The organism is Mycolicibacterium chubuense, from assembly GCF_001044255.1.
Classification (GTDB): Bacteria; Actinomycetota; Actinomycetes; order Mycobacteriales; family Mycobacteriaceae; genus Mycobacterium; species Mycobacterium chubuense.
Map to the genome: position 1 here is coordinate 1 of NZ_JYNX01000093.1, position 18591 is coordinate 18591.

General features: G+C 69.8%; 19 protein-coding genes. 9 read left to right on the forward strand and 10 right to left on the reverse strand.

What is annotated here, in order from left to right; translation table 11 throughout:
* Positions 1-100: 100 nt before the first annotated feature.
* Positions 101-1618: an FMN-binding glutamate synthase family protein gene (locus tag MCHUDSM44219_RS27770; protein WP_413783660.1), complete on the forward strand. Its 1518-nt coding sequence runs from the start codon at positions 101-103 to the stop codon at positions 1616-1618.
* Positions 1619-1624: 6 nt separating this feature from the next.
* Here MCHUDSM44219_RS27770 and MCHUDSM44219_RS27775 read toward each other — a convergent pair whose 3' ends face one another.
* The 3 genes from MCHUDSM44219_RS27775 to MCHUDSM44219_RS27785 form a co-directional block, all read right to left on the reverse strand.
* Entirely contained in the window at positions 1625-1945 is a 321-nt protein-coding gene (locus MCHUDSM44219_RS27775; protein ID WP_048421509.1) for a hypothetical protein, read from the reverse strand.
* Positions 1946-2066: 121 nt separating this feature from the next.
* On the reverse strand, positions 2067-2843 hold the full coding sequence (locus MCHUDSM44219_RS27780; protein WP_236695609.1) for a rhomboid-like protein: 777 nt from the start codon (positions 2841-2843) through the stop codon (positions 2067-2069).
* Between the two features lie 8 nt (positions 2844-2851).
* Complete coding sequence (locus MCHUDSM44219_RS27785) at positions 2852-3721, reverse strand: adenylate/guanylate cyclase domain-containing protein (RefSeq protein WP_048421510.1); 870 nt, start codon at positions 3719-3721, stop codon at positions 2852-2854.
* A gap of 159 nt (positions 3722-3880) precedes the next feature.
* Here MCHUDSM44219_RS27785 and MCHUDSM44219_RS27790 point away from each other — a divergent pair, with 159 nt between their 5' ends.
* The 3 genes from MCHUDSM44219_RS27790 to MCHUDSM44219_RS27800 are packed head-to-tail and all read left to right on the forward strand — an operon-like array spanning position 3881 to position 6961.
* A complete protein-coding gene (locus MCHUDSM44219_RS27790) occupies positions 3881-4903 on the forward strand; it encodes an oxygenase MpaB family protein (protein WP_236695610.1) in 1023 nt (340 codons plus the stop codon).
* Between the two features lie 4 nt (positions 4904-4907).
* Positions 4908-6149 (forward strand): acyl-CoA dehydrogenase family protein, encoded by a 1242-nt coding sequence (locus MCHUDSM44219_RS27795; RefSeq protein ID WP_048421512.1) that lies wholly within the window; start codon positions 4908-4910, stop codon positions 6147-6149.
* A 29-nt stretch (positions 6150-6178) separates the two neighbouring features.
* Positions 6179-6961, forward strand: a complete 783-nt coding sequence (locus MCHUDSM44219_RS27800; protein WP_048421513.1) for an SDR family NAD(P)-dependent oxidoreductase — start codon at positions 6179-6181, stop codon at positions 6959-6961.
* On the opposite strand, the gene MCHUDSM44219_RS29300 is transcribed toward MCHUDSM44219_RS27800, so the two are convergent.
* The 5 genes from MCHUDSM44219_RS29300 to infC all read right to left on the reverse strand — a co-directional run bounded on the left by MCHUDSM44219_RS29300 (position 6848) and on the right by infC (position 10143).
* Entirely contained in the window at positions 6848-7954 is a 1107-nt protein-coding gene (locus MCHUDSM44219_RS29300) for a PE-PPE domain-containing protein (protein WP_082162431.1), read from the reverse strand. The genes MCHUDSM44219_RS27800 and MCHUDSM44219_RS29300 overlap by 114 nt on opposite strands.
* Before the next feature lie 127 nt (positions 7955-8081).
* Positions 8082-8846, reverse strand: coding sequence for a TrmH family RNA methyltransferase (locus MCHUDSM44219_RS27805; protein ID WP_048421514.1), 765 nt, complete (start codon positions 8844-8846; stop codon positions 8082-8084).
* 23 nt (positions 8847-8869) lie between these two features.
* Positions 8870-9259, reverse strand: coding sequence for a 50S ribosomal protein L20 (gene rplT, locus MCHUDSM44219_RS27810; protein ID WP_048421515.1), 390 nt, complete (start codon positions 9257-9259; stop codon positions 8870-8872).
* 56 nt (positions 9260-9315) lie between these two features.
* Positions 9316-9510 carry a 50S ribosomal protein L35 gene (gene rpmI, locus MCHUDSM44219_RS27815; RefSeq protein ID WP_048421516.1) on the reverse strand — a complete coding sequence of 65 codons (195 nt, stop codon included), beginning with the start codon at positions 9508-9510 and terminating at the stop codon, positions 9316-9318.
* Between the two features lie 6 nt (positions 9511-9516).
* A complete protein-coding gene (gene infC, locus MCHUDSM44219_RS27820; protein ID WP_109778022.1) occupies positions 9517-10143 on the reverse strand; it encodes a translation initiation factor IF-3 in 627 nt (208 codons plus the stop codon).
* 237 nt (positions 10144-10380) lie between these two features.
* On the opposite strand from infC, the gene MCHUDSM44219_RS27825 reads away from it, so the two are divergent.
* The 4 genes from MCHUDSM44219_RS27825 to MCHUDSM44219_RS27840 all read left to right on the forward strand — a co-directional run bounded on the left by MCHUDSM44219_RS27825 (position 10381) and on the right by MCHUDSM44219_RS27840 (position 15819).
* The gene (locus tag MCHUDSM44219_RS27825; RefSeq protein ID WP_048421518.1) at positions 10381-10743 is read left to right on the forward strand and encodes a DUF1844 domain-containing protein; all 363 of its coding nucleotides are present in this window, start codon (positions 10381-10383) and stop codon (positions 10741-10743) included.
* Positions 10744-10781: 38 nt separating this feature from the next.
* On the forward strand, positions 10782-14102 hold the full coding sequence (lysX, locus tag MCHUDSM44219_RS27830) for a bifunctional lysylphosphatidylglycerol synthetase/lysine--tRNA ligase LysX (protein WP_048421519.1): 3321 nt from the start codon (positions 10782-10784) through the stop codon (positions 14100-14102).
* A 110-nt stretch (positions 14103-14212) separates the two neighbouring features.
* A complete protein-coding gene (locus MCHUDSM44219_RS27835; RefSeq protein WP_048421533.1) occupies positions 14213-15550 on the forward strand; it encodes an alpha/beta hydrolase in 1338 nt (445 codons plus the stop codon).
* Positions 15551-15573: 23 nt separating this feature from the next.
* Complete coding sequence (locus MCHUDSM44219_RS27840; RefSeq protein WP_048421520.1) at positions 15574-15819, forward strand: hypothetical protein; 246 nt, start codon at positions 15574-15576, stop codon at positions 15817-15819.
* Here MCHUDSM44219_RS27840 and MCHUDSM44219_RS27845 read toward each other — a convergent pair.
* Together MCHUDSM44219_RS27845 and MCHUDSM44219_RS27850 are read right to left on the reverse strand one after the other, a co-directional pair.
* Positions 15813-16892 carry a hypothetical protein gene (locus MCHUDSM44219_RS27845; RefSeq protein WP_048421521.1) on the reverse strand — a complete coding sequence of 360 codons (1080 nt, stop codon included), beginning with the start codon at positions 16890-16892 and terminating at the stop codon, positions 15813-15815. The two genes, MCHUDSM44219_RS27840 and MCHUDSM44219_RS27845, sit on opposite strands and share 7 nt — an antisense overlap.
* Positions 16889-18256 (reverse strand): hypothetical protein, encoded by a 1368-nt coding sequence (locus MCHUDSM44219_RS27850; RefSeq protein WP_048421522.1) that lies wholly within the window; start codon positions 18254-18256, stop codon positions 16889-16891. Before MCHUDSM44219_RS27850 ends, MCHUDSM44219_RS27845 begins: the two co-directional genes overlap by 4 nt.
* A 13-nt stretch (positions 18257-18269) precedes the next feature.
* On the opposite strand from MCHUDSM44219_RS27850, the gene MCHUDSM44219_RS27855 reads away from it, so the two are divergent.
* Positions 18270-18590, forward strand: coding sequence for a hypothetical protein (locus MCHUDSM44219_RS27855; protein ID WP_053081413.1), 321 nt, complete (start codon positions 18270-18272; stop codon positions 18588-18590).
* Position 18591: the final 1 nt, after the last annotated feature.

Sequence of the window (18591 nt, forward strand, 5' to 3'; positions counted from 1 at the left end):
GGTGCCCCGGCCCAAGCACTCACCACCGGCGGCGCAGGCGATCGCGGTAGGACCGGCCGTCGGGATCTGGCTGCTGGGGGCGGCTGCGGCGGCGCTGACCGTGCTCCGCCACGCCGGATGGGGCGTGGCGGCGGTGGTGCTGCTGGGACTCGCGGCGCTCGGCACCTGGGACCTGGTGCAGCGGCGGCACACGATCCTGCGGCTCTATCCGATCCTCGGGCACATCCGGTTCCTGATGGAGATGATCCGCCCCGAGGTGCGGCAGTACTTCATCGAATCGAACATCGAGGCGACACCGTTCGACCGGGAGACCCGCGACTTGGTCTACGAACGCGCCAAGGGCACCAAGGGCGACGAGCCGTTCGGCACCGAGCGCGACGTCACCGCCGTCGGCTACGAGTTCCTGCGGCACTCGCTGCGGGCGCGGTTCGCCGAGGACCTCGATCCGCGTGTGCGGTTGGGCGGTCCGGACTGCACCCAGCCGTACGAGATCGCGATGCTGAACGTCTCGGCGATGAGTTTCGGGGCACTGTCGGCCAACGCGATCTCGGCGTTGAATGCCGGCGCTGCGCGCGGCGCGTTCGCCCACGACACCGGTGAGGGCGGCATCAGCCCCTATCACCTCTCCGGCGGCGGCGACCTGATCTGGGAGATCGGGTCGGGGTACTTCGGCTGCCGCGACGCCGACGGCAGGTTCGACGCCGCCCTGTTCGCCGAGAAGGCGGCACTGCCCGCCGTGAAGGCCATTTCGATCAAGTTGTCCCAGGGCGCCAAGCCGGGCCTGGGCGGCGTGCTGCCCGGCGCGAAGGTCAGCCCGGAGATCGCCGAGACCCGCGGGGTGCCGGTGGGCCGCACGGTCGTGTCACCGCCGGCGCACAGCGCCTTCGGCACGCCCACGGAGTTCGCCGATTTCCTCGCGACGCTGCGCGGGCTCTCCGGGGGCAAACCCGTGGGCTTCAAACTCTGCGTCGGGGCACGCACCGAGTTCCTCTCGCTGTGCAAGGGATTCCTGGCCACCGGCATCACTCCCGACTTCGTGATCGTCGACGGCGCCGAGGGCGGTACCGGGGCGGCCCCGCAGGAATTCGAGGATCACGTCGGGATGCCGCTGACCGAGGGCCTGATGATGGTGCACAACTGCCTGGTGGGCACCGGGTTGCGGGATCGGGTCAAGATCGGGGCCTCGGGGAAGGTGGCCAGCGGCGTGGACATCGTCAGCCGGGTCTGCCAGGGCGCGGACTTCACGCTGGCCGCCCGGGCGATGATGTTCGCCGTCGGCTGTATCCAGGCGCTGAAGTGCAACACCAATCGCTGCCCGACGGGCGTCGCGACGCAGGATCCGGCCCGCAGCCGCGCGCTGGACGTCGCGGACAAGACGATGCGGGTGTTCAACTTCCAGCGCGCCACAGTCGCCAGTGCGGCGCAGATCGTGGCATCAATGGGGCTCAACGGTTTTCACGAGTTGTCCCCCGCCATGCTCAACCGCCGCATCGAAGGCCAGCGCACCCGCACCTACGCCGAGATCTACGACTGGCTGGTGCCGGGTGAGCTGCTCGACGATCCGCCGCTGTCGTGGCGCTCTGACTGGATCGAGGCGTCCGCCGACGAGTTCGTCTGAGCCTGACTACGACGTTGCGTCGTCCTCGGGGGCGGGATCGGTCGGGCACACCTGGGCTGCGCGGCAGCTCGCATTGGCGAGCCCACGCTGAGCCTGGGCCGGAGCCTTCGCGGCCACAGCGGCCAGGACCGGACCCGGTCCGTTGCCTGCCGCCGAGGACACGCCGCGGCCGCCGCCGGCCGCCGACGCCGTCGCGATTCCCTTTGCGGCGTGATCATTGGCGTGGCTCACGCCGTTCGCGTTGGGCGCAGCGGCAGCCAGCGGCGCGGTCAGCACAGCACCCGCCGCCGCGGCCGCCACCGCTGCTGTCATCAGTGCACGGATCATGAGAAATCCCCCTCTGTCGCAATATCCCGGCCTGCAGTTGCGAACCGATGACACCACCATAAGCACAGTTACAGCCGCCACACATCAGTTTGCTGAGACCGGCGGCTGACCGACTGAACAGTCAGCAGCACGGCTGCTCCTCGACACGCCCCACCGACCGCAGGCGGTCGAATCCGGCGGCGGTCAACGCACCGAGCGCACCCCAGGCGAGGCCGTAGATCAGCGACACCAACCCGTCGGCGAGCACGAGGAAGCCGAACGCCGCCCCGAGCATCAGCAGAGCCACCCGCGGTACCGACCATTGCGGCTGCACGCCGAAGCGGGTCGACACGAGCACGCCGAGGGTCAGTGCCACCACGTGTCCCACATCGGTGAAGCCCGCCCCGCCCGCGATGACCACGGCGGCGGCGGCGAACCAGAATCCGAGCCAGGCCGGCCGCCAGCGCGGCGGGAGCGCGGCGGTGAGTGCGCCCACCACCGCCATGGCGCCGTAGCTCATTCCCACATCCGGTGCCCGGGCGATCGACGCCGAGAGCCAGTCGAGTTTGACCGCCGTGGCCAGCCCGGCGGCCACCAGCAGTGTCGCGCCCACATGCCCGGTGACGAAGGTCAGCACCAGACGCCAACCCCCGTAGGTCAATTCGGCCGCCAGCAGCAGGCAGATCAGCCCGGGCAGCCAGAGATAGATCGACCCGGCGTCGACGACGAACGCACTGCCGACGAGGGTTCCGACGCGCCCGTGGCTCAAGTTGTGCAGATTGGTACTGGCGTGCCGGATCAGCGCGTCGTGCATCGCCGGATCCATCCGCACCATCAGCGCGGTGACCGTCGTCACGATCACCGCATAGCTCAACGTGACCCGCGCGCGCCGCACGCCGACGAGCAATCCGGACAGCACCAGATCCACTATGCGCCGGCTGCGGTGTCGTCTTCCTCTTCGTCCCCTGAGAACTGCCTGCGAATTCTCAACCGGTACATGGTGAAATCGTCGGGCACGCCGTCCTGCTTCCCGGCGAACACCGGCCTGCGGAGTCGCTTGACGGTGACCCCGAGGCGGTCCAGCTCCTCCGGCGCGATCCGCTCGAGCGTGGCCTGAGAGACGACGAGCTCACCTCGGGTGGCCCGCTCCATCACCCGCGCCGCGAGGTTCACGTCGACGCCCAGCCAGTCCGAACCCAGCCGCTGCGGCCGGCCGGTGTGCACGCCGACCCGCATACGGGGCGTATAGCCGTCCACCTCAACGGTTTTGACGCCCGAACGGGCAGCAAGGACGGCGCGGACCGCGGTCGCCGGGTCGGTGAACACCGCCATCAACCCGTCGCCCATCCGCTTGACGATGTGGCCGCCGGACTCCAGCAGAGGCGGCTCCACCACCTGCGCGACGCGGCGCAGCAGGCGCAGTGTCGCGTCGTCGCCGGCGCGCAGTGACCACGTCGAGAACCCGACGAGATCGGTGAAGACCAGCGTGACCTCCGCGTTGGCCGGCCGGCCCGAGACGCGCTCGGTGAGAGCCTGCCAGACCTGCAGGGCGCCGAGGCTGACCTCGCGGGTGACCGCCTCGCGCTGCAGCAACCGGTCCGCCGCACGGGCGGCCGCGCGGGGACCGCCCACGCCCGCGACCGACAGCGGGTCGCCGAACTCGGGATCGCCCGGGAGCGCCCGGCGCGCGCGCCGCAGGAAGGCCACCGCTCCGGTGTGGTGATTGACGCTGCGCAGCCACCGCAGCGGTGTCGGCGCCTGACCGCCTGCTGGCTCACCCGGCGGGTCGTCGTCCACGCCAGCCAGCCTAATCCAGCCAGTAGGCGGGGCTAAACCGCCAGGTCACGGCGATGCGGCGGCCGGATGGAGGCTGCGTAACACCGCCCCGCCCGCCGACCCGATTCATAGACAACGACCGTTGTCAGGCCATATCGTGAGGCGATGCGATCAACGGCGATGGCAGGATCCGATACAGCCGCGACACCGCTGGGTCCGGATTCGCTGACCTGGAAGTACTTCGGCGATGTGCGCACCGGCATGCTCGGCGTCTGGATCGGGGCGATCCAGAACATGTACCCGCACCTGGGGGCGGCCGTCGAGGACCACTCCATCCTGTTGCGCGAACCTCTGCAGCGGGTCGCGCGCTCGGTCTACCCGATCATGGGGGTGGTCTACGACGGTGACCGGGCCGCCCGGACCGGCGAACAGATCAAGGGCTATCACGCAACGATCAAGGGTGTCGACGCCGACGGCCGCCGCTACCACGCGCTGGACCCGGAGACCTTCTACTGGGCACACGCCACGTTCTTCATGTTGATCATCAAGACCGCCGAGTACTTCTGCGGCGGCCTGACCGAGGCGGAGAAGCGACAACTGTTCGACGAGCACGTCCAGTGGTACCGGATGTACGGCATGAGCATGCGGCCGGTGCCGGGCTCATGGGAGGAGTTCTGCGAGTACTGGGACCGCACGTGCCGCGAGGATCTGGAGATCACCCGCGCCACCCGGGACATCTTCTCGATCCGGATTCCCAAGCCGCGCTTCGTGCTGATGCCCACGCCGCTGTGGGACCAGCTGTTCAGGCCGATGGTCGGCGCGCAACGGTGGATCGCGGCGGGCGTGTTCGATCCGGCGGTGCGCGAAAAGGCCGGCATGCGGTGGACACCGGGCGACGAGGTCCTGCTGCGATTGTTCGGCAAGCTGGTCGAATTGGCGTTCGTCGCCGTCCCCGACGAGATCAGACTGCATCCTCGTGCGGTGGCCGCCTATCGGCGCGTCGAGGGCAAGCTGGCCCCCGACGCGCCTCTGATCGAGGCGCCGGCGTTCACGGCGCCCCCGGCGGATCGACGGGACATGCCGATGCACTACTCACCACCGCGCAAGACCTTGCTGTCCACCGTGGGCTCGCTCGTCCACACCACGTTCTCCCTGGCCGGCGTCCGGCCCGCGCGGAGCCGCACCCGAGCCAGGGCGGCCTGAGCCGATGCTCGACTGGTCAGACGTCGACATCGCCGTACGCGACGCGGTGCGGGCGTTCGTGGACAAGGAGATCCGCCCGCACGTCGACGCACTGGAGAACGGCGACATGGAGCCCTATCCGGTGATCCGCAAGCTGTTCGCGACGTTCGGCATCGCCGATATGGCCCGCGAGTCGCTGAACAGGCGCCTCGATCGGCTGCGCAGCGGTGAGCAGGGCGAGGGGCGACCGTCGGGGGGCATGTTCGGCGGTGACGCGAACTCGGCCGGGATGGGATTCGTGGTCGTCAGCGAACTCTGCCGGGTCTGCATGGGTGTGGTCACCGGGATGGGGGTCAGCCTCGGCCTCACCGTGCCGACCATCATGAGCCGCGGCACGCTCGCCCAGCAGGAACGCTGGCTGCCCGATCTGGTGACCTACGACAAGGTCGGGGCGTGGGCGATCACCGAACCCGATTCGGGCTCTGACGCTTTCGGGGGCATGAAGTCCTACGTCGTCCGCGATGGAGATGACTACGTTCTCAACGGCCAGAAGACGTTCATCACCAACGGCCCCGACGCCGACGTCGTCGTGGTGTACGCGAAGCTCGACGAATCCGACCCCGGTGTCGAGAAACGGGACCGCAAGGTCCTCACGTTCGTCCTCGATCGCGGCATGGACGGATTCGTCCAGTCGAAACCGTTCCGCAAGATGGGAATCCACTCTTCCCGCACCGGGGAACTGTTCTTCCACGACGTGCGGCTCGGTCGGGACCGGTTGCTCGGCGAGACCGAGGACAGCCCCGCGGGCGACGGCCGCGACAGCGCGCGCTCCAATTTCTCCGCCGAACGCATCGGGGTGGCCGCGATGGCGCTCGGCGTCATCGAGGAATGCCTGCGGCTGTGCACCGACTACGCGAAGACACGCACGCTGTGGGGCAGCGAGATCGGACGGTTCCAGCTGATCCAGCTGAAGCTGGCGCAGATGGAAGTGGCCCGGCTCAACGTGCGCAACATGGTGTTCCGGGTCATCGAGGCCGCCCAGTCCGGAGCGTCGATCTCGCTCGCCGAGGCCTCGGCGATCAAGTGGTACTGCTCGCAGGCCGCCACCGACGTGGCGATGGAGGCGGTGCAACTGTTCGGGGGCAATGGCTACATGACCGAGTACCGGGTGGAACAATTGGCGCGCGACGCCAAGTCGTTGATGATCTACGCCGGAAGCAACGAGGTGCAGATCACGCACGTGGCCCGAGACCTGCTCGGCGGCTAGGTTTGGCGGCGCCGACAAAGGAGCGCCGAGTGGAATTCAGCAACAGCACCGCACTGGTCACCGGGGCCAGCGGCGGCATCGGCGAGGAGTTCGCCGTCCAGCTCGCGGCACGGGGCGCGAATCTGATCCTCGTCGCCCGCCGCGCCGAACGGCTCGAGACGATGCGGGAGACGTTGTCGGCGCGCCATCCGGGCATCGTCGTCGACGTCGTGACCGCAGACCTGGCTGCGCCCGGTTCGGGTGCCGATCTGCACGCGCGGGTGCGCGACCTCGGGCGTACGGTCGACGTGCTGGTCAACAACGCCGGGATCGGACTGCACGGGCCGTTCTTCACCCAGGAGCCCGACGCGAATGCCGGTCAGGTGCAATTGAATTGCGGCACCTTGGTCGATCTGACCGCACGCTACCTGCCGCCGATGATCGAGCGGCGCCACGGCGTGGTGATCAACGTGGCCTCCACCGCGGCGTTCCAGCCCACGCCGGGCATGGCCGTCTACGGAGCGACGAAGGCGTTCGTGCTGTCGTTCAGCGAGGCCCTCTGGCAGGAGTGCAGGAAGACCGGGGTCACGGTCCTGGCCCTGTGTCCCGGCGCGACCCAGACGGAGTTCTTCGACCGCACCGGTGAGACTTTCATGACGCAGGGGCGGCAGACCGTCACCGAGGTCGTCGACACCGCGTTGGCCGCTCTGGACAAGTCCTCACCCACCGTGGTCTCCGGTCTGCGCAACGCCGTCCTGGCGGCGGGGTATCGCGTGGCGCCGAGGAAGGTCCTGCTGGCCGTGTCGGAGCGAATGTTGAAGGCGCGCAACTAGCCTCGAAGACCGAGTAGTGTCGGCTCGACGTCGATGATCCGCAGCACCGTCATCTTCTGAGACCGCGGGCGCCTTCTTCGTGTGGCGCGTCGGCAATACGGTGCTCGCCGGTATCGATGCGGGGCCCGCGTCGGCCGGCACACTTGGCACCGGAGCCAGGACCGTTTCGGGAATGCCCACCTGCCATCTCGGGCGTCGATAGGCCGTGTTGATGATCGGGCGGAGGATCCTGTCCATCGTCGCCAGCACTTGGGGCCGCGCGCCCGCATCCCGCAGCGGGGTGAGCAGAGGCAGCACCGGTGTCGGTATCAGCACTGTGGTGGTGGTGCCGCCGAGCGCGTTCGTCGTGATCGTGTACTTCGTCGGCTGTTTCATGATGTCGGAGTAAGCCGCGTCGACGTGCAGTTCCTGGGCGCCCATGAGCGCATTCACCACGGCCAACAGGTGCAGTGGGCGGTCGGGGAAATCGGCGATGCCGTCGTACTCGGCCTTGACGATCAGCGTGTCGTACGGGGTGACGGGGAGCGGGACGTAGCGGCTTCCGCTGCCGAAGAACATCATCCGACTCACATATCCGTAGACTGCGACGTTCATGTCCGACGGGTCGGGCGCAACGTGGCCGGCCTCCGGGTGCGCGCGGTCGTACATCAACCGGTTCAGCACCAGGGACACCGCTGGGGCGCCTTCCGACACCCCGCCGATGGTCTCGAATCCCGGGGTGTCGTAGACCGCGGCGTACAGGGCGTCTGCCGAGACCGCGAGTTTGGTGGTGTAGTCACCGGTGTCGACGAAGGGCACGCCGATGCGGGTGTCGTACCTCGCGAAGTAGCCGCCGAGCGCCGTCGACATCTCCTCCTCGGTCAACTGCGCATGCTCGCCGTGCCCGCCCACCAGGAGCGCCGTACTGGTCGCATCGGCAGTGCCGGGCAGAAGCCCCACTCCGGGGGCCGTGCCGAGCATGACCGCACCCAACAGAATGCAGAGACGCTTCATGACGCTCCCTCTCCCGAGACTTTGCCTGTCGCGCTCAGGCTATGAAGGGGGCACGAACGCGCCTAGGGATGATAGTCCACTGATCGGGCGATGACAGTCCTGAAGGCGGTGGGGGGTGCCAGAGTGGCTATCGGTCGGCAGTTTCCTGCGCGGCGCGACGAGCGCGCGCGGACGCGTACAAACAGATTGCGGCCGCCGAGGCGACATTGAGGCTCTCGGCCTGTCCCGTCATCGGGATGTGCACGCGGGCGGACGCCAAGGCGGCGACGTCGGCGGGAAGGCCGTGCGCCTCCGGGCCGAACAGCCACGCCGTCGGGACGGACAGCTCCGCGTCGTCGAGGCTCACATCGCCGTCGAGCACGGTGGCCAGGATCTGCACGCCGGCGTCCTTCAGCCGGGTGACGGCCCGCACCGCGTCGGGTTCGCTGACCACCGGCACCGAGAAGATGCTGCCGGCCGACGCCCGCAGACACTTGCCGTTGTAGGGGTCGACGCTGGGTCCGGCGAGCACCACGGCGTCGGCGCCCATCGCGTCGGCCACCCGGATCAGCGTGCCGGCGTTGCCGGGCTCGGAGATCTCCACCGGCACCGCGACCAGCGTCGGGCCGCCCGCCAGTACCGCATCGAGATCGCTGTCGGGCATCGCGCACACCGCGACCAGTCCGACCGGAGTCACCGTGTCGGACAACGCCTTCGCGGCCCGCTCGGTGACCAGCTCGACCGGGACTCCGGCCAACAGATCGGCGAACCGATCGGCGGCGGCCTCGGTGGCGAACAGCTCCGAAACGAGTCCGCGCCGCAACGCTGCCTCGACGAGGTTCGGTCCCTCGGCGAGAAAGCGTGCGGCGCGGCGGCGCCCGACGTGGCGGTGCAGCTTGGCTGCGGCCGCCACCCGGGCAGATCGCTCGGTGAGGGTCAGGCAGCCTCGCCCGACGGAGCGTTGACATCCTCCGGCAGCGCGGCCTTGGCGGCCTCCACCAGAGCCGTGAACGCGGCGGGATCGCTGACCGCGATCTCGGCGAGGTTCTTGCGGTCCACCTCGATACCGGCGGCCTTGAGGCCCTGGATCAGCCGGTTGTAGGTGATGTCGTTGGCCCGTGCGGCGGCGTTGATACGCGAGATCCACAGCTTGCGGAACTCGCCCTTGCGGGCACGCCGGTCACGGTAGGCGTAGGTCAGCGAGTGCAGCTGCTGCTCTTTGGCCTTGCGGTACAGGCGCGACCGCTGTCCGCGGTAGCCCTTCGACGCCTTCAGGATGGTGCGCCGCTTCTTCTGCGCGTTGACTGCGCGCTTCACGCGTGCCATGGGGGTGTTTCCTTATCTGGTTCGGGTCAGGGATGGCGCACGAGGCGCCGACAGTGTCAGCCGTTGAGCATCTTCGCGACACGCTTGGTGTCGTTGGCGGCCACCGCGGTCCGGCCGGCGAGCCGACGGGTGCGGGACGACGGCTTGTGCTCGAGCAGGTGCCTGCGGTTGGCCTTCTGACGGACGATCTTGCCGGTTCCGGTGCGACGGAACCGCTTCGAAGCGCCGCTGTGGGTCTTCGCCTTGGGCATTTTTCCTCAGTTCTGTGGTGTGTCGGTCGGTGCTTCGGCGGGCTGCGCACTGGCGCGCTGCCGTGCCGGGGCGTCTGCATCGTGCGCCGCCTTGGCACGAGTCTTCGCGCCGCGGTGCGGGGCCAGCACCATCGTCATGTTGCGGCCGTCCTGCTTCGCGGACGTCTCGACGAAGCCGTAGTCGGCGACGTCGGCGCCCAGGCGCTGCAGGAGCCGGAAACCCAGTTCGGGCCGCGACTGCTCGCGGCCGCGGAACATGATCGTCACCTTGACCTTGGACCCGGCCTCGAGGAAGCGGATCACGTGACCCTTCTTGGTCTCGTAGTCGTGCGGGTCGATCTTGGGACGGAGCTTCTGTTCCTTGACGACGGTCTGCTGCTGGTTCTTGCGAGACTCGCGTGCCTTCTGGGCCGTCTCGTACTTGAACTTGCCGTAGTCCATGATCTTGCACACGGGCGGCTTGGCGTCCGGTGCTACTTCGACGAGGTCGAGATCGGCGTCCGCGGCGACGCGGAGTGCATCTTCGATGCGCACGATGCCTACCTGCTCACCGCCCGGTCCGATCAGACGAACTTCAGGTACGCGAATGCGCTCGTTGACGCGGGTCTCAGTGCTGATGGGGCCTCCCTGGATAGTTCCTGCTGTCCGTGCAGAACCCCATCCCGGCGGCGCATTGTTCCCCCAAGGAACAAATAAGCCCTGCTCACAGCAGGGCCCAATGCCGACCAGGCCAGACATCGGTGACGGCGTCGCCGATACCCGGACCGGACCGCGCTACCTTCGAGTGATCGTCGGCGAGCGGTGGGAGTGGGACTCCACTTGCTGTCCCTGGCGTCAGCCGGGACGGTCGCGCATGCCAGTCTAGCAGCCATGACCGAGAGCTCCGCACATTCCGGATCCGCCGATCAGCCGCCCGCCCGGGAGTTGGCCGACGTCCCCGCGGTCGAGGTGATCACCCGGGCCGCGGTGATGCTGATGAGCGCCGCCGCCGAGAAGCTCGGCCTGTCGGCCGACGACCCCGAGGACAGCCCCTACCGTGACCTCGACGAGGCACGACGCCTGATCACCGCGCTGGCGGGCCTGGTCACGTCGTCCGCCGAGTATCTCGGCCCGCACGCCGGCCCGGTGCGCGACGGCCTCAAGACCCTGCAGCTCGCCTTCCGCGAGGCCAGCGCCGCGCCCGACGAACCGGGCAAGGGCCCGGGCGAGAAATACACCGGACCGGTCTGGTAACACCACATTTGCAGGCCGACCGCATATCCTCGCGGCCTATGACCTCTACGGGCCTCGCGAGGACACGTCCGGCGTCGCGCTACCGATGGGTGCCCGCGGCGGCGGGCTGGATCGTCGGCACCATCGCGACCCTGTCGCTGCTGGCCAGCATCTCGCCGTTGATCCGGTACGTCATCAAGGTCCCGCGCGAGTTCGTCAACGACTACATCTTCAACTTCCCCGACACGAGCTTCGCCTGGGCGTTCGTGCTGGCATTGCTGGCGGCGGCGCTGGCGGCGCGCAAGCGCATCGCCTGGTGGATCCTGATCGGCTACATGGTGGCCGCGGTGGCCTGGAACGTCGCCGGCGCCGCCGAGCGGGGCGAGCGGTGGTTCCAGGAAGTCGGCGAGATGGTGGGCCTGGCGTTCCACCTCGCCGCGATCGTGTGCCTGCTGCTGGCGCGCGGACAGTTCTGGGCGAAGGTGCGCCGCGGCGCCCTGCTCAAAGCGGCGCTCGTGCTGGCAGCGGGGATGGCGGTCGGCACGCTGATCGGGTGGGCGCTGCTGGAGGTCTTCCCCGGCTCGCTCGCCCGACCCGACCGGTTCTTCTACGCGCTGAACCGGGTCAGCGCGTTCGCCGGCGCGGACGCCGACACGTTCTCCGGTCATCCCCACGTGTTCGTCAACGCGTTGCTCGGACTGTTCGGCGCGCTGGCCCTGATGGTCGCCGCCGTCGTGCTGTTCCAGTCGCAGCGGGCGGACAACGCGCTCACCGGAGAAGACGAGTCGGCCATCCGCGGCCTGCTCGAGCTGTACGGCAAGAACGACTCGTTGGGCTACTTCGCCACCCGCCGCGACAAGGCGGTGGTCTTCGCTCCCAACGGTCGGGCGGCCATCACCTATCGCGTCGAGGTCGGGGTCTGCCTGGCCAGTGGAGACCCCGTCGGCGATCCGAAGGCGTGGCCGCAGGCGATCGCGGCCTGGCTGGAGCTGTGCCAGACCTACGGCTGGGCGCCGGGGGTGATGGGCGCCAGTTCCACCGGCGCGCAGGCGTTCCGCGAGGCCGGGCTCAATGCGCTGCAATTGGGCGACGAGGCGATCCTGCATCCCGACTCGTTCCGGCTGTCCGGCTCCGACATGCGTGCCGTGCGGCAGGCCGTCACGCGGGCCCGGCGCGCGGGTGTCACCGTCCGGATGCGGCGCCACCGCGACCTGTCGGCCGACGAGATGGCCGCCGCGATCGAGCGCGCCGACGCGTGGCGTGACACCGCGGACGAGCGCGGATTCTCGATGGCGCTGGGCCGGCTGGGCGACCCGGCCGACGGTGACTGTCTGTTGGTCGAGGCGGTGCAGGGCGGCGACAACACGGTCGTCGCGATGCTCTCCCTCGTCCCGTGGGGATCCACCGGGGTGTCCCTGGACCTGATGCGGCGCTCGCCCCAATCCCCCAACGGCACCATCGAATTGATGGTCAGCGAGTTGTGCCTGCAGGCCGAGGGCATCGGCGTCACCCGGATCTCGCTGAACTTCGCCATGTTCCGGTCGGCTTTCGAGCAGGGGGCCCAACTCGGTGCGGGCCCGGTCGCCCGGCTGTGGCGCGGGCTGCTGGTGTTCTTCTCGCGGTGGTGGCAACTCGAGACGCTCTACCGGTCGAACATGAAATACCAGCCGCAGTGGGTGCCGCGGTACGCCTGCTACGAAGACGCGCGGCTGGTGCCACGGGTCGGCGTGGCCTCGGTGATCGCCGAAGGGTTTCTGGTGCTGCCGTTTTCGCGGCGCCACGAACAACCGCACACCGGTCACCACATCGCCGCCCCCGGCACGCTTGTGGCCACCGGCCTGCTGCACAGCGACGGGACCGCGCCGGATCTGAACACGCTGGAGGCCGACCTGCCGGCCGACGACACCGGGCCGCGGTTGCCCGAACAGGTCCGCGTACGGATGGCCAAACTGAAGGCCCTGCAGGACGAGGGCGTCGACGCCTATCCGGTGGGCAACCCGCCGAGCCACACCGTCGCGCAGGCGCTGGACTGCGCGGAGGACGCCGCGGTGACGGTCGCGGGCCGGGTCCTGCGGCTGCGCGACTACGGCGGCGTGCTGTTCGTGGCGCTGCGCGACTGGTCCGGTGAAGCCCAACTGCTGCTGGACAATTCGCTCCTGGAGGTGGGCAGCACCGCCGACTTCACCCGGGCCATCGACCTCGGCGATCTGATCGAGGTGACCGGTGCGATGGGCCGTAGCCGCTCCGGCGCCTGGTCGATCCTCGTGCGGCAGTGGCGTCTGATCGGCAAGTGCCTGCGACCCCTGCCGGACAAGTGGAAGGGCATGACCGATCAGGAGGCCCGGGTCCGCGCGCGCTACATCGACCTGGCCGTGAACACCGAGGCGCGCGACCTGATCCGGGCGCGCAGCGCGGTGCTGCACTCGATTCGCGAAACCCTGGTCGGGAAGGGCTTTCTCGAGGTCGAGACGCCGATCCTGCAGCAGATCCACGGCGGCGCCAACGCCCGCCCGTTCCTGACCCACATCAACGCCTACGATCTCGATCTGTATCTGCGCATCGCCCCCGAGCTGTACCTCAAGCGGCTCTGCGTCGGCGGCGTCGAGCGCGTGTTCGAGCTGGGGCGGGCCTTCCGCAACGAGGGCGTGGACTTCAGCCACAACCCCGAATTCACGCTGCTGGAGGCCTATCAGGCCCACGCCGACTACCGTGTCTGGATCGACGGGGCGCGCGAACTGATCCAGAACGCCGCGCAGGCGGCCAACGGCGCGCAGGTGTTCCTGCGGCCGAACAGGCACGACCCTGCCGGACCCCTCGAGCCCGTGGACGTCTCGGGGCCGTGGACCGTCTGCACGGTGCACGACGCCGTGTCACGGGCCCTCGGGGAGCACATCGATCCCGCCACGGAGCTTCCCGCCCTACGCCGGCTGTGCGACAAGGCCGGGATCCCCTACCTCACCCACTGGGATGCGGGCGCGGTGGTGCTGGAGATGTACGAGCACCTGGTCGAGGACCGCACCGAGGAGCCGACGTTCTACACGGACTTCCCCACCTCGGTGTCGCCGTTGACCCGGCCACACCGCAGCATCCCGGGCGTGGCCGAGCGCTGGGACCTGGTCGCCTGGGGCGTCGAACTCGGCACGGCCTACAGCGAACTCACCGACCCGGTTGAGCAGCGCCGCCGTCTGCAGGAGCAGTCCCTGCTGGCCGCCGGCGGCGATCCGGAGGCCATGGAGCTCGACGAGGACTTCCTGCAGGCGATGGAGTACGCGATGCCGCCGACCGGCGGCCTCGGCATGGGTGTGGACCGCGTGGTCATGATGATCACCGGCCGCAGCATCCGCGAAACGCTGCCGTTCCCGCTGGCCAAACCTCGTTAGCAGCGACATCACAGCGTGCTCCAAGATTGGGCGGTCAATCTGGAGCTGTGACGACGTCGGGCACCTTCATCGGGAACTTCACGGATTCCCTGCACCACCACCTGTCGCTCATGCACGGGTGGCTGCCCGTCGTCGTGCAGGTCCTGGCGCTGGTCGCCCTGGTGACCGCGATCGGCTGGCGCACCCGGCGCTGGCGGCTGATCTGGCTGCCCTGGTCAGCGGTCATCGGGGTGATGCTGGCGGTGGCCGCGTACTGGTACACGCAGACGGCCGGGGTCGCCGACGACACCAACCCGGCCCCCCACACCCTGTGGGTGTGGATCGCCCTGTCGGGCATCTCCGTTGCGGTGCTGGTGTCGGGGTGGCGCAATGCGCAGTGGTGGCGCCGGGCGGTGGCGCTCACCGCGGTCCCGCTGTGCGCGCTGTCGGCGGCGCTGGCGCTGAACCTCTGGACCGGCTACTTCCCCACCGTGCAGACCGCGTGGAGCCAACTCACCGCGGGCCCGCTGCCCGACCAGACCGACCAGGTGACCGTCGCGGCGATGCAGCGCAACCACACGATCCCGATCAAGGGCAGCGTCGTCGCCGTCACCATCCCCGGTACCGCATCGGGATTCAGGCACCGCGGCGAATTCGTCTACCTGCCGCCGGCCTGGTATGCCAGCGATCCGCCGCCGGCGCTGCCGACCGTGATGATGATCGGCGGCGAGTTCAACACGCCCGCGGACTGGATGCGCGCCGGCAACGCGATCAAGACCCTCGACGACTTCGCGACCGCGCACCACGGGTTCGCACCCGTCGTCGTGTTCGTCGATCCGGGCGGGGCGTTCAACAACGACACCGAGTGCGTCAACGGGTCCCGCGGACGCTCGGCCGACCACCTCACCCGCGACGTCGTGCCGTTCATGCGGGCGAACTTCGGGGTGAGCACCGCCGCGGCGAACTGGGGTGTGGTGGGCTGGTCGATGGGCGGCACGTGTGCGGTGGACCTCGCGGTCATGCATCCGGACATGTTCAGCGCGTTCGAGGACATCGCCGGCGATCTGGCGCCGAATTCCGGTGACCGCGCCCAGACGGTCGACCGGCTCTTCGGCGGTGACGCGGCGGCCTACGCGTCCTTCGATCCGACGACGGTGATCACCCGGCACGGTCCCTACCACGGTGTCCAAGGGTGGTTCGACGTGAACGGCGCGGTGCCGGGGTCCGGCGCGGCGAAGCCGAACGCGCAGGCGGTGGCGGCCGACTCCTTGTGTTCACTCGGGAGCCGTTCGGGCATCGACTGCGCCGTGGTGAGCCAACCGGGCAACCACGACTGGCCCTTCGCGTCAGCGGCGTTCGCCGCCGCGCTGCCCTGGCTGGCGAGCACGATCGGGACCCCCGGCGTCGCACCGGTGTCGCTGCCGTCCGCGCCGCATGCCACGCCGGTGGAAACGGCGGCCGCGCGGTAGCGCGCGGCGGTAGCGTGGACGCCATGCCGGAGGATCCCAGCCCCACACCCGACACCGGCTACAGCGCCGACGGGGTACCGACGTTCGACGCGGTGCGCGAGAAGATCGAGAACCGTTACGCGACGTCACTCGGCTCTGCCGAACTGGCTGCGGACACACCTGAGGGGCGCACGGCGGCCGAGCAGTACGACGCCCGCCAGCGCGCGGCCGCCGAACGGCTGGCGCAGATCCGGCAGTCCATGCGCGACGACGAGGGCGACGCTCAGTAGTCGGCGTCGGCGGCGACCGACTCGGCCAGGAACGCGTCGTCGCCGAGGGTGCGCAGCCGTGTCCTCGCGAACGCCCTGGCCCGCTCGCGTGCCTGCCGGGACTCCGCCACCTCCGCACCCACCGTCACCGAAGCCCCGTTCCAGTCGTGGTCCCACGCGGCGTCCACCGAGAGCGGACGATCCCCATCGAACAGCGGGACCGTCGCCGCACCGCCGCTGTCGAGCGTGCCGGTACCGTGCACCGCACCCGAGCGCAGCCGCACCGCGATCCCCGCGGGTGATCGAGCGCCCCACACCTCGGCGCGGACGGCGACGCCGACCACGTCGCCATCGGCTGCCACCCACCACCGGACCGTGTCCTCGGCGGCGTCGAACACTCCCGGCGGTACCGCCGACCACGGCACCGAGGACCGGCCGTCGGCGATCGCGATGCCCGCGCCGGCTGCGTCACCGGCCCCGGCGGCCAGCGCGTAGTCGTCGCGCCGCCCCGCCGCCTCGACGTCTCCCCCGATCCGCACGCCGGAGTCCTCGGCCAGCTCGACGCAGGACCGCGCGAGCGCGGCGATACGCGAATCATCATGGTGAACAAGCGCATTCAGCCGCGGACCGTGGGGGCGCAGCAGTCCCGCCACGTCCTCGAAGGAGTCGTCGTCGAAGAACTCGTGCGCCGCGGTGGTCAGCAGGGCCAGCTCGCCGTCCAGCAGCGCGGCATCGAGATCGACGATGCCGTCGCGCCGGCTGGCCGGCCACCACCGCCGCAGCCAGTGCCCGAGCGCCAACCGCCGCAGCACGCTCACTGTCGCGGGATCCACTGCAAAAGAATCGATCTCGACGTCCTCCTCGGCCGGCGCGTCGCCCAGTGCAGCCACGAGGGCGCCGTGCCCGGCCGCACCGACGAGCCGCCACAGCCAGTCCGCACGGTTCAGATCGATCAGGGTGAGCTGCGCCTGCCCGGACGGGTCGTCGACGGTGCTCGCCAGCACGGCCCCGGAGACCTCGAGCACCGCCGTCAACGGCGGCGGCTCCGGATCGGGCCCCGTGGTCCACAGACCCGACCGGTGCGCGAACCTCATGACGTCGGCCCGTCGGCTCCGAGCATCGCCTTGATGCGCTGACGGTGGTCCAGGCTCACCGACCGGGCGACACCGTCGAGCAGTCTGCGGACGTCGTCGACGTCGGTGCACGGCTCCTGCCAGACGTCACGGCCGTGCAGGCGGGCCCACAACCGGCTCAGGTACGGCCTGCGGAACGTCGCGAGCTCGTCGATGACCTGCTGCTGCCGGGCGTGCACCGCGGCGCCGTCAGCGAGGTAGCGCCGCGCGTGCAGCACGTACGCCTCTTTGCGCAACCGGGCCTGGATGCGGTCGGACAGCGCATGCCGCGGCCGCGCTGCCGGATCCAGCGGCGCCAGATCCGTCGCGACCTCGATACCCGCGACGAGGGTCGCCTGCTTGTCCTCCCCCAGCAGACCCCACGGCGCGCACGACCGATCGACCTCCTCGGCGCACAGCAGCGCGATGTCGGGCAGCTCGTCGCGATCCATCCCGCGGCGCAGCGTCGCACGCACCCGGTCTGCGACGGTGCGGTCCAGCGGGCGCTCCCGCTCGGCCGGACGCGTCTCCCGCGACACCTCGGGGCACCGTTGCGGCTGGACCGACGACAGCCCGAGGTCCACCAGCGACCAGGGCAGAACCGAGCCGCCGGAGTGCGCGGCGGCGCCGAAGTTGTACGGCGTCGCATCGGCGACCAGCGCCGACCACACCCGTTGTCGCGCAACGGATGCGGTGTGCCCGGCGGCGTCGCCGAGCACCGTGCCAAGGCCCGCGAGGAACGGTCCGGAGATCTCGCCACCGGCGCGCACGTCCGCCCAGGCGCGCGCGAGCTGGGCGTGCAGATCCGCGACGACGTCCGGATCCGCGAGGTGCAGGGTGAGTACGTCGGCGGCGGTGCGGTCCCGCTCGGCATGGATCTCCCGCAGCGCCCGTTCGGCGTCGCCGGCGTCAGCCGCCGCACCGAGGGTCACCGCGAGCTCGTAACACACCGGGAAGTAGAGCTCCTGGGCGTTGCCGTGGGTGATCTTCAGCCGTCGGCGCTCGCGCTTGAGTACCTCGAACCAGGACGCCGTCGCCCGCAGCGTCCCGGCCTGCTCGACGATCGCCCGGTGGATCTCGGCGGCGACGTCGTGGGCCACGACGGGTGCGGAGTAGTGGCTGTTCACCCGCAGCCGCAGCACGAGCGGATCGATGATCCGCTTCACGGTGCGGGTGAGCGGCGCGCCGTCGTCGGCGCTGAGCGGCTCCACCCCGGCGCCGATCGCGCGCCAGGCGGCGTCGATCACCGCACGGCGCGGCCGCCGGACGGCCACAGTCTCGGTGGCCTCGGTGCCCGCGCTCACCGGAACAGGATAGAAGTTGGGCTCGGTAGCCGAGGCGCGCATCGACCCTGTTCGCATGCCGACTGTGCTCCCCCTCCTGTTCTTCTGCTTCCTGATCGCCGGTACCGCGGCCGTTCTGCTGGTGCCGAGCAGCGCGATGGTCAAGTCGCGCGGCGTCGTGGTCGGCCTGCGGTGCACCGGCGAGGTCAGCGACGGCTGCCGTGAGGTCGAGCTCGACGTCATCGTCAGCCGGACCGACGGCGGCCAGTTCGCGGTCCGCGAGACCGCCCTGATCCCCGAGTCTGCGCTGGCCGACTTCACCCCCGGCACCATCATCGACACCTTCTACCGCCCGGGCGACGAGACCTCGATCGCCGTGCGGATGCCGCGCCGCTAGC

What these genes read in the sequence shown, in the direction of transcription:
- MCHUDSM44219_RS27790 (WP_236695610.1), top strand. Translation starts at nt 3,881, where the DNA reads ATGGCAGGATCCGATACAGCCGCGACACCGCTGGGTCCGGATTCGCTG.
- MCHUDSM44219_RS27835 (WP_048421533.1), top strand. Translation starts at nt 14,213, where the DNA reads ATGCACGGGTGGCTGCCCGTCGTCGTGCAGGTCCTGGCGCTGGTCGCC.
- MCHUDSM44219_RS27850 (WP_048421522.1), bottom strand. Translation starts at nt 18,256, where the DNA reads ATGCGCGCCTCGGCTACCGAGCCCAACTTCTATCCTGTTCCGGTGAGC.
- MCHUDSM44219_RS27825 (WP_048421518.1), top strand. Translation starts at nt 10,381, where the DNA reads ATGACCGAGAGCTCCGCACATTCCGGATCCGCCGATCAGCCGCCCGCC.
- MCHUDSM44219_RS27795 (WP_048421512.1), top strand. Translation starts at nt 4,908, where the DNA reads ATGCTCGACTGGTCAGACGTCGACATCGCCGTACGCGACGCGGTGCGG.
- lysX (WP_048421519.1), top strand. Translation starts at nt 10,782, where the DNA reads ATGACCTCTACGGGCCTCGCGAGGACACGTCCGGCGTCGCGCTACCGA.
- rplT (WP_048421515.1), bottom strand. Translation starts at nt 9,259, where the DNA reads ATGGCACGCGTGAAGCGCGCAGTCAACGCGCAGAAGAAGCGGCGCACC.
- MCHUDSM44219_RS27840 (WP_048421520.1), top strand. Translation starts at nt 15,574, where the DNA reads ATGCCGGAGGATCCCAGCCCCACACCCGACACCGGCTACAGCGCCGAC.
- MCHUDSM44219_RS27775 (WP_048421509.1), bottom strand. Translation starts at nt 1,945, where the DNA reads ATGATCCGTGCACTGATGACAGCAGCGGTGGCGGCCGCGGCGGCGGGT.
- rpmI (WP_048421516.1), bottom strand. Translation starts at nt 9,510, where the DNA reads ATGCCCAAGGCGAAGACCCACAGCGGCGCTTCGAAGCGGTTCCGTCGC.
- MCHUDSM44219_RS27845 (WP_048421521.1), bottom strand. Translation starts at nt 16,892, where the DNA reads ATGAGGTTCGCGCACCGGTCGGGTCTGTGGACCACGGGGCCCGATCCG.
- MCHUDSM44219_RS27855 (WP_053081413.1), top strand. Translation starts at nt 18,270, where the DNA reads ATGCCGACTGTGCTCCCCCTCCTGTTCTTCTGCTTCCTGATCGCCGGT.
- MCHUDSM44219_RS29300 (WP_082162431.1), bottom strand. Translation starts at nt 7,954, where the DNA reads ATGAAGCGTCTCTGCATTCTGTTGGGTGCGGTCATGCTCGGCACGGCC.